The 13,141-nt window shown below is 71.3% G+C and carries 17 protein-coding genes and 1 tRNA gene; 5 read left to right on the plus strand and 13 right to left on the minus strand.

Annotation, left to right across the window (positions count from 1 at the left end; translation table 11 throughout):
• Positions 1-8: 8 nt before the first annotated feature.
• The 9 genes from OG594_RS02510 to OG594_RS02550 form a co-directional block, all read right to left on the minus strand.
• The gene (locus OG594_RS02510; RefSeq protein ID WP_266594854.1) at positions 9-860 is read right to left on the minus strand and encodes an RNA polymerase sigma factor SigF; all 852 of its coding nucleotides are present in this window, start codon (positions 858-860) and stop codon (positions 9-11) included.
• A gap of 230 nt (positions 861-1,090) precedes the next feature.
• Complete coding sequence (locus OG594_RS02515; protein ID WP_266602540.1) at positions 1,091-1,993, minus strand: RNA polymerase sigma factor SigF; 903 nt, start codon at positions 1,991-1,993, stop codon at positions 1,091-1,093.
• A gap of 252 nt (positions 1,994-2,245) precedes the next feature.
• On the minus strand, positions 2,246-2,407 hold the full coding sequence (locus tag OG594_RS02520; protein WP_167745563.1) for a hypothetical protein: 162 nt from the start codon (positions 2,405-2,407) through the stop codon (positions 2,246-2,248).
• 468 nt (positions 2,408-2,875) lie between these two features.
• Entirely contained in the window at positions 2,876-3,199 is a 324-nt protein-coding gene (locus OG594_RS02525; RefSeq protein ID WP_266594855.1) for a hypothetical protein, read from the minus strand.
• A gap of 75 nt (positions 3,200-3,274) precedes the next feature.
• Positions 3,275-3,359, minus strand: a tRNA-Ser gene (locus OG594_RS02530).
• 227 nt (positions 3,360-3,586) lie between these two features.
• Positions 3,587-4,015, minus strand: a complete 429-nt coding sequence (gene tadA / locus OG594_RS02535) for a tRNA adenosine(34) deaminase TadA (RefSeq protein ID WP_030010608.1) — start codon at positions 4,013-4,015, stop codon at positions 3,587-3,589.
• Positions 4,016-4,071: 56 nt separating this feature from the next.
• Complete coding sequence (locus OG594_RS02540) at positions 4,072-4,620, minus strand: hypothetical protein (RefSeq protein WP_030010607.1); 549 nt, start codon at positions 4,618-4,620, stop codon at positions 4,072-4,074.
• 274 nt (positions 4,621-4,894) lie between these two features.
• Positions 4,895-5,074: a hypothetical protein gene (locus OG594_RS02545; protein WP_030010606.1), complete on the minus strand. Its 180-nt coding sequence runs from the start codon at positions 5,072-5,074 to the stop codon at positions 4,895-4,897.
• 81 nt (positions 5,075-5,155) lie between these two features.
• Positions 5,156-6,130 carry a universal stress protein gene (locus OG594_RS02550; protein ID WP_266594856.1) on the minus strand — a complete coding sequence of 325 codons (975 nt, stop codon included), beginning with the start codon at positions 6,128-6,130 and terminating at the stop codon, positions 5,156-5,158.
• A gap of 164 nt (positions 6,131-6,294) precedes the next feature.
• Between OG594_RS02550 and upp the strand changes: the two genes are divergently transcribed.
• Positions 6,295-6,930, plus strand: a complete 636-nt coding sequence (gene upp / locus OG594_RS02555; RefSeq protein ID WP_266594857.1) for a uracil phosphoribosyltransferase — start codon at positions 6,295-6,297, stop codon at positions 6,928-6,930.
• 39 nt (positions 6,931-6,969) lie between these two features.
• Here upp and OG594_RS02560 read toward each other — a convergent pair whose 3' ends face one another.
• Together OG594_RS02560 and OG594_RS02565 are read right to left on the minus strand one after the other, a co-directional pair.
• On the minus strand, positions 6,970-7,641 hold the full coding sequence (locus OG594_RS02560; protein ID WP_266594858.1) for a LytR C-terminal domain-containing protein: 672 nt from the start codon (positions 7,639-7,641) through the stop codon (positions 6,970-6,972).
• A 103-nt stretch (positions 7,642-7,744) separates the two neighbouring features.
• Positions 7,745-8,041 (minus strand): type II toxin-antitoxin system VapB family antitoxin, encoded by a 297-nt coding sequence (locus OG594_RS02565; protein ID WP_030010424.1) that lies wholly within the window; start codon positions 8,039-8,041, stop codon positions 7,745-7,747.
• 88 nt (positions 8,042-8,129) lie between these two features.
• Here OG594_RS02565 and OG594_RS02570 point away from each other — a divergent pair, with 88 nt between their 5' ends.
• Together OG594_RS02570 and opcA are read left to right on the plus strand one after the other, a co-directional pair.
• A complete protein-coding gene (locus OG594_RS02570; RefSeq protein ID WP_266594859.1) occupies positions 8,130-9,749 on the plus strand; it encodes a helicase HerA-like domain-containing protein in 1,620 nt (539 codons plus the stop codon).
• Between the two features lie 20 nt (positions 9,750-9,769).
• Entirely contained in the window at positions 9,770-10,702 is a 933-nt protein-coding gene (opcA, locus tag OG594_RS02575; protein ID WP_266594860.1) for a glucose-6-phosphate dehydrogenase assembly protein OpcA, read from the plus strand.
• On the opposite strand, the gene OG594_RS02580 is transcribed toward opcA, so the two are convergent.
• Together OG594_RS02580 and OG594_RS02585 are read right to left on the minus strand one after the other, a co-directional pair.
• Positions 10,651-11,124, minus strand: a complete 474-nt coding sequence (locus tag OG594_RS02580) for a cupin domain-containing protein (protein ID WP_266594861.1) — start codon at positions 11,122-11,124, stop codon at positions 10,651-10,653. The two genes, opcA and OG594_RS02580, sit on opposite strands and share 52 nt — an antisense overlap.
• An 82-nt stretch (positions 11,125-11,206) precedes the next feature.
• Positions 11,207-11,818 carry an HhH-GPD-type base excision DNA repair protein gene (locus OG594_RS02585; protein ID WP_266594862.1) on the minus strand — a complete coding sequence of 204 codons (612 nt, stop codon included), beginning with the start codon at positions 11,816-11,818 and terminating at the stop codon, positions 11,207-11,209.
• Positions 11,819-11,930: 112 nt separating this feature from the next.
• Between OG594_RS02585 and OG594_RS02590 the strand changes: the two genes are divergently transcribed.
• Positions 11,931-12,743 carry a VOC family protein gene (locus tag OG594_RS02590; protein ID WP_266594863.1) on the plus strand — a complete coding sequence of 271 codons (813 nt, stop codon included), beginning with the start codon at positions 11,931-11,933 and terminating at the stop codon, positions 12,741-12,743.
• A 148-nt stretch (positions 12,744-12,891) separates the two neighbouring features.
• The gene (locus OG594_RS02595) at positions 12,892-13,089 is read left to right on the plus strand and encodes a hypothetical protein (RefSeq protein ID WP_266594864.1); all 198 of its coding nucleotides are present in this window, start codon (positions 12,892-12,894) and stop codon (positions 13,087-13,089) included.
• The last annotated feature ends 52 nt before the right edge of the window (positions 13,090-13,141 follow it).

The following is a 13,141-nucleotide window of genomic DNA, read 5'->3' on the forward strand; positions in this document are numbered from 1 at the left end:
GCGCCGGATCACTCCCCGATGAGTCCTACGCGCAGTTGCGCGAGGGTGCGGGTCAGCAGTCGGGAGACGTGCATCTGGGAGATGCCGACCTCCTCGCCGATCTGCGACTGCGTCATGTTCGCGAAGAAGCGCAGCATGATGATCTGCCGTTCCCGGGGCGGGAGTTTGGCGAGCAGCGGCTTCAGGGACTCGCGGTACTCGACGCCCTCCAGCGCGGTGTCCTCGTAGCCGAGGCGGTCCGCGAGGGAGCCCTCGCCGCCCTCGTCCTCGGGGGAGGGCGAGTCGAGCGAGGAGGCGGTGTAGGCGTTGCCGACGGCGAGGCCGTCGACGACGTCCTCCTCCGAGACCCCGAGCACGGCGGCGAGCTCCGGCACGGTCGGCGAGCGGTCCAGTTTCTGGGCGAGCTCGTCACTGGCCTTGGTCAGCGCCAGGCGCAGTTCCTGGAGCCGGCGCGGGACGCGGACGGACCAGGAGGTGTCCCGGAAGAATCGTTTGATTTCGCCCACGACGGTCGGCATCGCGAACGTCGGGAACTCGACGCCGCGTTCGCAGTCGAAGCGGTCGATCGCCTTGATCAGGCCGATGGTTCCGACCTGGACGATGTCTTCCATCGGCTCGTTGCGGCTGCGGAACCGGGCGGCCGCGTAGCGCACGAGGGGCAGGTTCAGCTCGATCAGGGTGTCGCGTACGTACGCCCGTTCGGGGCTGTCCGCGTCCAGGGCGGCGAGCCGCTGGAAGAGGGAGCGGGAGAGGGTCCGGGTGTCGATGGCTTCCGAGCGGTCGGACGCTGCAGGTGCTGCGGGCGCTGGCACGCTCTTGACGAGCGTGAGCACCTTGGAGCTGCCCTGGTCTACGGACATGCCACCCCCTTGAGGTCGCGGACGGTCGCGTACTGCGCGCCCGTCGGAGGAACGCAGCCTCCACCTGAATACCGGAGGCGGGGCTGCGGCAAACGCGGTTCACGCAGAATGTCACATGTCGGCAACGCGCTGTAGCGCCATGTCGACATATATCTCCAGCGACAGAGAGGAGTAGAGGGCGATCAGCCCGATATGTCGGGAAACTTGTGAATGATCTCCACTCGTTCCGGTTACGCCTCGATCCTGTTTGCGGATCTCAGTCGGGCGAAGCTCCGGGCGAGGAGTCGGGAGACGTGCATCTGGGAGACGCCGAGCTCCACGCTGATCTGTGACTGCGTCAGATTGTTGTAGTACCGCAGGAGCAGGATCCGTTGCTCGCGTTCCGGCAGCTGTACGAGGAGGTGGCGGACGAGGTCGCGGTGCTCGACCCCGGCCAGCTCCGGGTCCTCGTAGCCGAGGCGGTCCAGTAGCCCGGGCATGCCGTCGCCCTCCTGGGCGGCCTCCAGGGAGGTCGCGTGGTAGCTGCGTCCGGCCTCGATGCAGGACAGCACCTCGTCCTCGGTGATGCGCAGCCGCTCGGCGATCTCGGCGGTGGTCGGGGTGCGGCCGTGGAGGGTCGTGAGGTCCTCGGTGGCGGCGTTGACCTGGACCCAGAGCTCGTGGAGGCGGCGCGGCACGTGGACGGTACGGACGTTGTCGCGGAAGTACCGCTTGATCTCGCCCACGACGGTCGGCATCGCGAAGGTCGGGAACTGCACGCCCCGGTCCGGGTCGAACCGGTCGATGGCGTTGATCAGGCCGATGGTGCCGACCTGGACCACGTCCTCCATCGGCTCGTTGCGGCTGCGGAAGCGGGCGGCCGCGTACCGGACGAGCGGGAGGTTGGCCTCGATGAGGGCCCCGCGCACCCGGTTGTGTTCGCTGGTCCCCGGCTGGAGGCCCTTCAGCTGGCCGAAGAGGACCTGGGTGAGCGCCCGGGTGTCCGCGCCCCTGCTCGGGGGCCTCGGCGCGACCGGGGGCTCCTCGGGCGGCTCCTGGCGGGACTCCTGGCGGGACTCCTGACGGGACTCCTGACGGGACTCCTGGCGGTGTTCTTGACGGTGTTCCCGCTGGGGCTCCGACTGGGGCGGCACCTGGGGGTCCTGCTGGGGTGGCACTTGAGGCGCAGTACTGGCCGGCACGGTCACGCCACCCCTTCAGTCATCTCATCCATCAAAAGCGGTCATAGCATCACAAGAGATGTGCACTGTGTGCAAGCACCGTATATCGCCGTGTTGACGGCAAGTTGGGCATATCAGGGCAATATGCCCGATGGTGGGTATACGAAAGCCCCCCACCCGTCGGAGTGGGGGGCCGGAAGTCCGGGAACCGCTTCAGCGTACGGGTCAGCGCACCAGTTCGGTCATGAACTCGCCGATGCCGGAGGCGGCATCCGATATCCCCTGAAAGCCTATTTCCACGATCTCGGCCGCTCTCTTCGGTTGGGTGATGATCACGAAGAGGGCGAACACGGTGAGGGCACCCGTGATGAGCTTCTTGGTGTCCACGTGCGGGCGGCCTCCCCAACCGGTCCGAGCAAGTCGGGTGAGTCTAACCGGTCAAGATTGGACACTGACCTGTCCTTTAAGGACCAATGGCCCGGTACTCCGGGTCCTTTGCCGCGGAGCGTGCGGCTGCGGCGGGCGCAGGATGGGGGTGAGCCCACCGGTTCTGGCAGGAAACCGGTGGGTGAGGGACAGGGCCTCACTGCGGGGTCCGGGCCGCGAGCTTCCCCCTGACCGCGGCCCGGACCGGCAGGTCCGTCCTCGTCGGGGGAAGTGGCTCGTCCCCCGATGCCACTTCCCCCGTGCCACGTGTCGAAGGTCCCGACTCCGGTCGGGGCCTTCTTCGCGTTGCACCCCTGCGGCCCCCGCGCCTGCGTGCGGGGGCCGCAGGGGCGTACGGGTGCTCGGGCGCGCTCGGGGGCGTACAGGGGGCGTACGAGAGGCGTACGGGGACGGGTTCCGGCCCCGTGACTACTCCAGGCCGCCGGCCAGGTCGGTGAGGGGCTGTACGGGCGCGATGACGGGGGCCAGGTGGTTGGGCAGCTCCATCAGCGCGTTGAGCTGGTTCGCCCCGGCGCTGAGCTGCGACCCGATCTCCTGGACCGACGTGGGCTGCGCCCCGGCCGGCATCCCCGGAGCGGCCGCCGGCAGGTCCGGGAGGGTGAGGGGGGAGACCGGGGCGGCCGAGGCGGCGGGTGCGGCGAGGCCCGCGGCGGCCCCCGCGAGGGCGAGGGCGGCGAGCATGCGCTGGGTCTTGGTCATGCCGTGACAACGGCCGAAGGGGCGGGCGGTCACGCGGGTGTCCTCCGGAGAGGCGATCGGAATACGCCGAGAGCCCCGACCCTTGCGGGGCGGGGCTCTCGATCGAAGCGGTAGTGGAGGGATTTGAACCCCCGATGGGTTGCCCCATACTCGCTTTCGAGGCGAGCTCCTTCGGCCACTCGGACACACTACCGAGATGGATCCTAGCCTAAGGAACCCCATCCGCTGAAATCGGTAGGTCCGGGGGCGTCGCGGCGGCCGCAAGCAGGCCTTTTCCGGACCGTGGACCTTGGACCCCACGTACCGAGTGCCCTGCCGGGGTGCCGGGGTGCCGGGGTGCCGGGTGACGAGTGCCAGGTGACGAGTGCCAGGTGACGAGTGCCGGGTGACGGTGACGAGCTCAGACGCCGGTCCGCCGGCTCAGAGGTCGCGGAAGAAGTCCGTCAGCTGCCGCGCGCACTCGTCGGCCAGGACGCCGCGGACCACCTCGGGACGGTGGTTGAGCCTGCGGTCCCGTACGAGGTCCCACAGCGACCCGGCGGCGCCCGCCTTCTCGTCGTCCGCGCCGTAGACGACCCGGGCGACGCGCGACTGGACGAGCGCGCCCGCGCACATGACGCACGGCTCCAGGGTCACCACGAGGGTGCACCCCGGAAGGCGCCATTCCCCGAGCTCGGCGGCCGCCCGGCGCAGTGCCACGACCTCGGCGTGCGCGGTGGGGTCGCCGGTCGCCTCGCGTTCGTTGTACCCGGTGGCGAGGATCCGCCCGTCCGGGCCCAGCACGACGGCGCCGACCGGCACATCGCCGGCCGGCACCGCCCGGGCGGCCTCCTGGAGCGCCAGGCGCATGGAGTCCCGCCACGGGTCCCGTACGGGATCGGGACCGTCGGTGTTCGCAGGGAGCACTAGCGGACGGCCTCCAGGACCTCGGTGGCGCCGAGGGAGTCGGCGATCTCCGAGAGGGCGTCCCCGTCCAGGGTCATCAGTTGTTTGTTGGTCACCCCGAGATCGTCCAGCAGCCGGGGGTCACCGAGCGGACCGGCCGGTACCGGTTCCGCACCGGTCCCGCCCACCTCGTCCTCGTCGGCGTCCTCGTCCGTGAACGCGGCGACGGCATCCTCCTCGCCGTCCTCGGTGCCGTCCAGGTCCAGGTCGTCGAGTTCGTCGTCCTCCTCGTCGCTGCCCAGCAGCTCTTTGGTCAGCATCGAGCCGTAGGAGCTGCGGGCGGCCGCGGAGGCGTTCGATACGAAGTACCGCGGGTCCTCCTCGCCGTCCACGCGGACGACGCCGAACCAGGCGTCCTCCTGCTCGATGAGGGCGACCACCGTGTCGTCGTCGACAGCGGCGGACCGGGCGAGATCGATCAGATCACTGAGGGACTCGACGTCGTCGAGTTCCATGTCGCTCGCTTCCCACCCGTCTTCGGTGCGCGCGAGCAGTGCGGCGAAATACACCGTGACTCTCCCACTGGTCTTAGGCGTGCCGGTTGGAGGTCCCCCCGGCCGGAGGTTGGGGCACAGCGGCCGTGCTGCTCGCCGTCCGTACCCCGCCCAATCGGCATCGTGGCAGAAACAGCGGCTTTGCGAGAGGTCTTCCGCGCTTGCGTCGTGCCGCGCCGTGGAGCGGCAGGGGCTGTACGGGGTTGCGGCGCGGGGGCGGCGGGGTCGTGGGGAGGGGTGTGGGGCGGGTGGTGCGGCCCGGACGTGTCGCGGCGCGGCGGGCCCCGGATCACCAACGGAAGGTGCGCATGCGCATCTGCTGGCGCATACGGGCCGCTCGGGCGCGGCGGGGCTGGACGCGATCGCGCAGCTCGCGCGCCTCCATCAGGTCGCGCAGGAACTGCGCGCGGCGTGCTCGGCGCTGCGCCGCGGTCTCCGGCACATCGTCCTTCGGCTGCCTGTCGGGCATCGGCCACCACCTGGCTGGTCGGTCGTCCCCCCTGCACCCACCTTCCCCCGGACGGCTCGTTTGATGCCACCCCGCCGCAGGTCAGACGTCGTCCTTGAGGGTCGGGACCACCGCCACCGGGCCGTGCGCGTGGTGGAGCACCGCATGGGCCACCGAGCCGATCGCCAGCGACATGGCGGTGCGCCGCGGGTGGTGGCGGCCCACCACGACCAGTGCCGCCGCGCGGGAGGCGATGACCAGCCGGCCCGCCGGGTCCCCGGGCACCGCGGCCTGCTCGACCGGGACGTCCGGAAACCGCTCGCGCAGCGGCGCCAGCCGCTCCGTCTGGGACCGCAGCATCTCCCGTTCGGCCGGTACGCCGTCCCCCTCGTCGGCCAGTCCTTCCGGCGGGATCACCGCGAAGGGGCTGTCGATCACCAGGGTCGGCGAGGGCGGGATGGCGTACGCGGAGACCACCTGGACGGTGGTCCCCCGCACGGCGGCCTCGGTGAACGCGAAGGTCAGTACGTCCTCGGGCGTCTCGGCGGCGTGCAGCCCGACCACCACCCGCCCGGCCGACTGCTCGGCATCGGCGTCGGCATCGGTGTCGGTGTCCGCATCGGTGTCCGCGGCGCCGCGCTCCGCGTGCGGGACCACGACCACCGGGCAGGCGGCCGTGCTGGCCACCGCCCGGCTGCTGGAGCCGAGCAGCAGGCTGGCGAAGCCGCCGCGGCCCCGGGAGCCCATCACCAGCATCCGGGCCCGTGAGCCGATCACCCGCAGCGCCTCGGGCACGGAGCCCTCCAGGGCCTCGTACGCGACCCCCTCGGGCAGCCCGGGGCCGTCGGCGCCGAGCAGGGACCGGACCCAGTCGCGTACGGGGTCGGGGATCTCCTGCGGCTCGGAGGCGTCGTGCAGCGAGGCCCGGCGCCCGGCGTACAACTGGGCGTGGTCGGGCAGTACATGGGCGACCAGGAGCCCGCAGTCGTGTCGGACGGCCTCCTTCCGCGCCCACTCCAGGGCCCGCAGGCTGTGTTCCGAACCGTCGACGGCCGCGATCACCGGTGTGTTGCTCATCCGTCCAGCCTGCTGGGCGTCCGCGCGGGTCGCATCCGCAAGGAAGCGGCGGGTCCGGCCGCCGCTTCGGACGCGAAGGAGCCGCGTCAGCGCGTAGCCTTTTGGGTGCAGGTCGCGTCGTGCGACCGTTTTTGCAGGTCGCAGGCTGAGTTTTGGAGGATGTTGTGCGTTTGCAGGTCGTCGATCACCCCTTGGTGGCGCACAAACTCACCACCCTGCGCGACAAGCGCACCGACTCCGCCACCTTCCGGCGGCTCGCCGACGAGCTGGTGACCCTGCTCGCGTACGAGGCCACCCGGGACGTGCGCACGGAGCAGGCAGACATCGAGACGCCGGTCGCCCCGACCACCGGCGTGAAGCTCTCGGCCCCCCGGCCGCTGATCGTCCCGATCCTGCGGGCGGGCCTGGGCATGCTGGACGGCATGGTGCGGCTGCTGCCGACCGCCGAGGTGGGCTTCATGGGCATGGTCCGCAACGAGGAGACCCTGGAGGCCTCCACGTACGCGACGCGCATGCCGGAGGACCTCTCGGGTCGCCAGGTCTACGTCGTCGACCCGATGCTCGCCACCGGCGGCACGCTGGTCGCGGCGATCCAGGAGCTGATCAAGCGCGGCGCCGACGACGTCACGGCCGTGGTGCTGCTGGCCGCGCCCGAGGGCGTCGAGATCATGGAGCGCGAGCTGGCGGGCACGCCGGTGACGGTGGTGACGGCCGCGGTGGACGAGCGGCTCAACGAGCACGGCTACATCGTGCCGGGCCTGGGTGACGCCGGCGACCGGATGTACGGCTCGGCGGAGTAGAGCGGCGCGGCGGTCCGGCGCGTCCGGACCGCCGGCGCCTCAGCAGTTCTTGGACGCGGGCACGGGGTTGGCCAGGAGGGCCAGCGCCTTGTCCGCGTCCTCCTTCGTGCTCAGCTCCTTGAAGGCGTCGCCCAGGATCAGGTCGACGTCCGCGGTCTCGCGGGTGTCGGTCTGCTGGGTGGTGCCGGCGAGCTGCGTGCCGAGTACGGCGAAGACCGCCTTGTCGGTCGTGGGGGAGCCCAGCAGTATCCCCGTGCCGGGGACCTTCTTGTCGAAGTCGGCCGGGGCGTTGCCCACGTGGCCGATCACGAAGCCGCGTTTGGCCAGCTCGTCACCGACGGCCTTGGCCAGGCCCGCGCGCGGCGTCGCGTTGTAGACGTTGACCGTGATCTCCCCGGGCGGGGGGAGCACGACGGCCGGTTTGGCGGCGGCCGGGGCGGTGGAGGCGGCGCCGGGGCCGCCCTTGGCGGCGGTACCGGGAGGCGTCGTCGGGCAGTCCTTGGCACCCGCAGCCGTGTTCCGTTTGGGGCTGTCGCCCCGGAACACGTCGATGAGCTGCAGGGCCCCGTAGCCGACCAGGGCCAGCGCAAGGATCGAGCCGAGCACGGCGAGGACGATCCGGGTACGGCTCCGCTTACGACTCATACGGGGGTAGGCGGCTCCCGTGACGCGGTACTTTCCGCCCATGCCGGGGGGAGTGAGCATGCTCATGGGCGCAGCGTAATGCGGCCCGGTGTCGATGCCTACTAAATGATCTGCTGATAGGTCAATGGTGACCCGAAAGGCGCAATCCAGACGAAGCCGTCAGGCGGTGTCAGTCCATCTCGAGGACGCGCGCGTGCAGCACCTGGCGCTGCTGGAGGGCGGCGCGCACGGCGCGGTGCAGCCCGTCCTCCAGGTAGAGGTCGCCCCGCCACTTCACGACGTGCGCGAACAGGTCGCCGTAGAACGTGGAGTCCTCGGCGAGCAGCGTTTCGAGGTCCAGCTGGCCCTTGGTCGTCACGAGCTGGTCGAGCCGGACCGGGCGCGGCGCGACGTCCGCCCACTGCCGGGTGGTTTCCCTGCCGTGGTCCGGGTAGGGCCGTCCGCTTCCGATGCGCTTGAAGATCACACGGAAAGCCTACCGGGCCGGTGCGTGCGGGCGCAGCCTCGTGACGGTGGTGCAAAGGTGGCGAACAGCGCTATTTGGGGAGTGAATCATGAGTGAGAGCACCGACCCCGCCCTCGCGGAGGGCCGGACGGGCCCGCCGGGCCCGGCCGAAGAGATCGCCGCCGGGTACGCCTTCACCGGGCCCGCGCTCGATCTCGGGGCCCTCCTCTGGGACGACGTCTGCCTGCCCGACCGTCAGATCCGCATCCCCCTGGCCATGCTGGGCCGCCACGGACTGGTCGCCGGAGCCACCGGGACCGGCAAGACCAAGACGCTCCAGCTCATCACCGAACAGCTGTCGGCGGGCGGCGTCCCCGTCTTCCTCGCGGACGTCAAGGGCGACCTCTCGGGGATCTCGGCGCCCGGGACGGCGGGCGACAGGATCGACGAACGGGCCCGGGACGTGGCCCAGTCGTGGGAGCCCACCGGATACCCCTGCGCCTTCTACTCGCTGGGCGGGATCGGCCCGGGGATCCCGCTCCGGTCCACGGTGACCAGCTTCGGCCCGGTGCTGATGTCGAAGGTGCTCGAGCTCAACCAGACGCAGGAGCAGTCCCTCGGCCTGATCTTCCACTACGCCGACACCAAGGGCCTGGAGCTGATCGACCTCAAGGACCTGCGCGCGGTCGTCGCCTTCCTCGTCTCCGACCAGGGCAAACCCGAACTCAAGCGGATCGGCGGCCTGTCCACGGTGACGGCCGGGGTGATCCTGCGGGCGCTCACCGCCTTCGAGCAGCAGGGGGCGTCGGAGTTCTTCGGCGAGCCCGAGTTCGACACCGGTGAGTTCCTGCGGACGGCCGCCGACGGGCGCGGACTGGTCTCCGTACTGGAACTCCCGGCGGTGCAGGACAAGCCGCAGCTCTTCTCCACCTTCCTGATGTGGCTGCTCGCCGACCTCTACAACGACCTGCCGGAGGTCGGCGACCTGGAGAAGCCGCGGCTCGTCTTCTTCTTCGACGAGGCGCACCTGCTCTTCAGCGGGGCCTCGAAGGCCTTCCTCGCGTCCATCACCCAGACGGTCCGGCTCATCCGCTCCAAGGGCGTCGGCGTCTTCTTCGTCACCCAGACCCCCAAGGACGTGCCGTCGGACGTCCTCGCCCAGCTCGGCAACCGGGTGCAGCACGCGCTGCGCGCCTTCACCCCCGACGACGCCAAGGCCTTGAAGGCGACGGCGAAGACCTTCCCCCACTCTGCCTACGACCTGGAGGAGCTGCTCACCCGGCTGGGCACCGGCGAGGCGGTCATCACCGTACTCAGCGAGAGGGGCGCCCCCACCCCGGTCGCGGCGACCCGGTTGCGCGCCCCGCAGTCGCTGATGGGACCGGTCGCGGCGGCCGACCTGGAGCAGGCCGTGAAGTCCTCGCCGCTCTGGTCGCGCTACGCGGAGCCGGTCGACCGAGAGTCGGCGTACGAGAAGATCAGCGCCGAACAGGTCGCCGCGGAGGCGCGGGCGGAGGCCGCCGCGGCCGCCGCCGAGGCCGAGAAGGAGGCCAAGGCGGCACAGAAGGAGGCCGCGCGGGCCGCGCGCAGCGCCCCGGAGCCGGATCCCTCGCTGGCCGAGCAGGTGGTGGGGAGCGGGCTGTTCCGCTCGCTGGCCCGGTCGATCGGGACACAGCTGGGCCGGGAGATCTCGCGCTCGATCTTCGGGACGGCGCGCCGGCGCCGCTGACGCGGTGACAGACTCGGTGCATGCGGACCGAACTCACCGACACCACGTCCAGCAAGGTCAACCGGGCCCTGCTCGAAGCCCGGCGGGCGATAGGCAGCCCGACCATGGGGCTGGTGCTGACCCTCGTCCTCGCCACCGACGAGGAGAACGCCTACGACGCCGTACGCGCCGCCTCCGAGGCCTCGCGCGAACACCCCTGCCGCATCATCGCGGTCATCAGGCGGTCCTCGCGCGGCCCGCACAAGCTCCGCGCGAACCGCGTTGACGCCGAACTGCGGGTCGGTTCCGACGCCGGGACCGGCGAGATCGTGCTGCTGCGCCTGCACGGGGCGTTGACCGAGCACGCCGGCTCGGTCGTCCTGCCGCTGCTCCTGCCGGACGCGCCGGTGGTGGCCTGGTGGCCGGCCGGCGCGCCCACCGACCTGGCACGGGATCCGTTGGGCGCGCTCGCGCAGCGCCGGATCACGGACGCGGCCGCCGCCTTCGATCCGGTCGGCGTGCTCGACGAGCGGGCGGCCGGCTACCAGCCCGGTGATACCGATCTCGCCTGGACCCGCCTCACGCCGTGGCGCTCGCTGCTGGCGGCGGCCCTGGACCAGAAGCCGCTGCCGGTGACCGGCGCGGCGGTGGAGAGCGAGCCCGACAACGCGAGCGCGGAGCTGCTGGCGCGCTGGCTGGAGGACCGGCTGGGGGTGCCGGTGGCCCGGGTGGCGAGCGAGGGCCCGGTGATCACCGGGGTCAGCCTGCAGACCGCGGCCGGGGAGATCCGGGTGGACCGCCCCGCGGGCGTGTTGGCCACCTTGAGCCTGCCGGAGAGCCCCGACCGCAGGGTGGCACTGAAGATCCGCAGCGGCGCCGAACTGATCGCGGAGGAACTGCGCCGCCTCGACGCGGACGTGGTCTACGGTTCCGCGCTGCGGCGGCGGCCGCTCCAGACGGGGCTCTCCGCGTAGTGGTTGTCGTAGGTAGCCGAGCTGTCCTTGATGTCCTGCACGGTGGCCTCGCCCGCGTTGACCCGGCCGAGGAGCCGGTAGTAGTCGAAGCGGCCCATGCCGGGGGTGAAGCCGACGAAGACGGCCGCGGTGTGGCCGGCGGCGGGGGCGAAGGCGTGCTTCACGCCCGGCGGGACCGCGATGAAGTCGCCGGCGTCCAGGGTGTGGATCTCGTCGTCGACGAGGATGTCGAGCCGGCCGGCGGTGACGTGGAAGAACTCGGTGGCCTTGGTGTGGAAGTGCACCGGGGCGCCCGCCGCGCCCTCCTCGAAGGTGGCGGTGTTGCAGGTGAGCTCGGCGGTGTCGGTGAGCAGGGTGATGAGGCTGCCGGGGGCGTCGTAAATGGCTTCGGCGGTGGCGGCGCGGGTCGCGATCTCTGTCATGTCCACCAATCTATGATCTTGAGCGACCGGAATCAGGGGTCAATCGAAGGCGTGTGCGGCCGGTCAATTCTGCGCGCCGGAATCAGGAGCCGCCCGCGGCCCCGGTGGCTTTCGCGGCCTTCGCGGCGGCCTTCATCTCCTGCTTGTGCGCCCGCACCTTGGCCAGGGACTCCGGGCCGGTGATGTCGGCCGCCGAACGGTAGACGTTCGCCTGGCCGTACCCGCCCGCGGCTTCCCGCCAGCCCGTCGGACGCACGCCGAACCGCTTGCCCAGCAGGGCGAGGAAGATCTGTGCCTTCTGCTCCCCGAAGCCCGGCAGCGCCTTGAGGCGCTTCAGCAGCTCCTGGCCCGTCGCGGCGTCGGCCCAGACCGCCTCCGCGTTCCCGTCGTAGTGCTCGACGAGGTACGCGCACAGCTGCTGGACGCGCGTCGCCATCGATCCCGGGTACCGGTGGACGGCGGGCTTCTCGGAGAGCAGGGCCGCGAAGGCCTCCGGGTCGTACGCGGCGATGGTGTGCGCGTCGAGATCGTCGGCGCCCAGCCGCTGGGCGATCGTCCAGGGCCCGGAGAACGCCCACTCCATCGGCACCTGCTGGTCCAGCAGCATTCCGACGAGCGCGGCGAGCGGGCTCCGGCCGAGCAGCGCGTCGGCCTCCGGCTGCTGTGCCAGCCGGATGGTGATGTCCTTGTCCATGGCTCCAGCGTCCCGCCTGGGCGCGCTCCCCGCGCGGTCGCCGCACCGCGCGCCTAGCGTGAGTACGACCGTCTACGACGACGACAGGTACGAGACGAGGAGTCGATCGATCATGTCCGAGTTCCCCGAAGGTGCTCCCTGCTGGGTGGACGCGATGTTCGCCGACGTGGAGGGGGCCAAGACCTTCTACGCAGACGTGCTGGGCTGGACCTTCGGCGAGGCCAGCAGCGAGTACGGCAACTACACGCAGGCCTACTCCGACGGCAAGGCCGTCGCGGCCGTGGTCCCGCCGATGCCGGGGGCCGACGCACCGTCCCAGTGGTGTCTGTACTTCGCCTCGCCCGACGCGGCGGCCACCGCCGAGAAGGTGACGGCCAACGGCGGCGAGGTGCTGATGGGCCCGATGCAGGTGGGCGCCTTCGGCACGATGGTGCTCGCGAAGGAGCCGAGCGGCGCGGTCTTCGGCGTCTGGCAGCCGGGCGAGCACAAGGGCTTCGAGAAGATGGGCGAGCCGGGCTCGTACGCGTGGGCGGAGGTCTTCACCCGGGACCCGGCCAAGGCGGACGCCTTCCTGCCGAAGGTCTTCCCGTACGGCGCCCAGCAGATGGACCCGGGCGAGGACCCCGAGATGGCCGACATGGACTTCAAGGTCTTCAGCGTCGGCGGTGCCGGGGAGCCGGTGCTGGGCCGGATGAAGATGGACGACGACTTCCCGCCGGACCTGCCGCCGTACATCCAGGTCTTCTTCGGGGTGCCGGACTGCGACGAGGCGGTGTCGAAGACCCAGAAGCACGGCGGGAAGCTGCACTTCGGCCCGATGGACAGCCCGTTCGGCCGGTTCGCGGCGGTCGCCGACCCGCAGGGCGCCGCCTTCGCCGTGATCGACATGTCGACAACAGTGGGTGAGATGCCGAGCTTCGGCTGAGCGAGGTCCCGCCGTGTCGCCGGGCCCGGCGACACGGCAGACTGCCCCCGACAGATGGGTTCCAGCTGTACGGGGGGCGGATTTCAATGAGACGCGGGACGATGCTCGCAGCCGCGGGATGCGGACTGGCGATTCTTGCGACGGCCGGGTGCACCCTGCCGCCCGCGCCGGCGCTCTCGCCGTCCGCGGTCCCGGCGAAGCCCTCACCGGTGCCCGTGACGTCGGCGCCCGTGACGTCGGCGCCAGTGACGTCACCTCCGGCACCTGCCCCGACGGGGTCCGAGCCACCGCGGGCGTCCGAGCCGTCGGGGCCGTCCGGGCCGTCGGGGCCGTCCGGGCCCGCTGAGCCGGTCGGGGACGCGAGGGTCACGGCCGCCGACCGCGCTCTGCTGGAGGTC

Origin of the sequence: Streptomyces sp. NBC_01214 (genome assembly GCF_026340975.1) — a bacterium.
Taxonomy (GTDB): domain Bacteria; phylum Actinomycetota; class Actinomycetes; order Streptomycetales; family Streptomycetaceae; genus Streptomyces.

Excerpts from the sequence above, each read along its gene's own strand:
- OG594_RS02510 (WP_266594854.1), bottom strand. The coding sequence starts at position 860 with ATGTCCGTAGACCAGGGCAGCTCCAAGGTGCTCACGCTCGTCAAGAGC.
- tadA (WP_030010608.1), bottom strand. The coding sequence starts at position 4,015 with ATGCGCCTGGCGCTCCAGGAGGCCGCCCGGGCGGTGCCGGCCGGCGAT.
- OG594_RS02545 (WP_030010606.1), bottom strand. The coding sequence starts at position 5,074 with ATGCCCGACAGGCAGCCGAAGGACGATGTGCCGGAGACCGCGGCGCAG.
- OG594_RS02550 (WP_266594856.1), bottom strand. The coding sequence starts at position 6,130 with ATGAGCAACACACCGGTGATCGCGGCCGTCGACGGTTCGGAACACAGC.
- OG594_RS02560 (WP_266594858.1), bottom strand. The coding sequence starts at position 7,641 with ATGAGCATGCTCACTCCCCCCGGCATGGGCGGAAAGTACCGCGTCACG.
- OG594_RS02570 (WP_266594859.1), top strand. The coding sequence starts at position 8,130 with ATGAGTGAGAGCACCGACCCCGCCCTCGCGGAGGGCCGGACGGGCCCG.
- opcA (WP_266594860.1), top strand. The coding sequence starts at position 9,770 with ATGCGGACCGAACTCACCGACACCACGTCCAGCAAGGTCAACCGGGCC.
- OG594_RS02580 (WP_266594861.1), bottom strand. The coding sequence starts at position 11,124 with ATGACAGAGATCGCGACCCGCGCCGCCACCGCCGAAGCCATTTACGAC.
- OG594_RS02585 (WP_266594862.1), bottom strand. The coding sequence starts at position 11,818 with ATGGACAAGGACATCACCATCCGGCTGGCACAGCAGCCGGAGGCCGAC.
- OG594_RS02590 (WP_266594863.1), top strand. The coding sequence starts at position 11,931 with ATGTCCGAGTTCCCCGAAGGTGCTCCCTGCTGGGTGGACGCGATGTTC.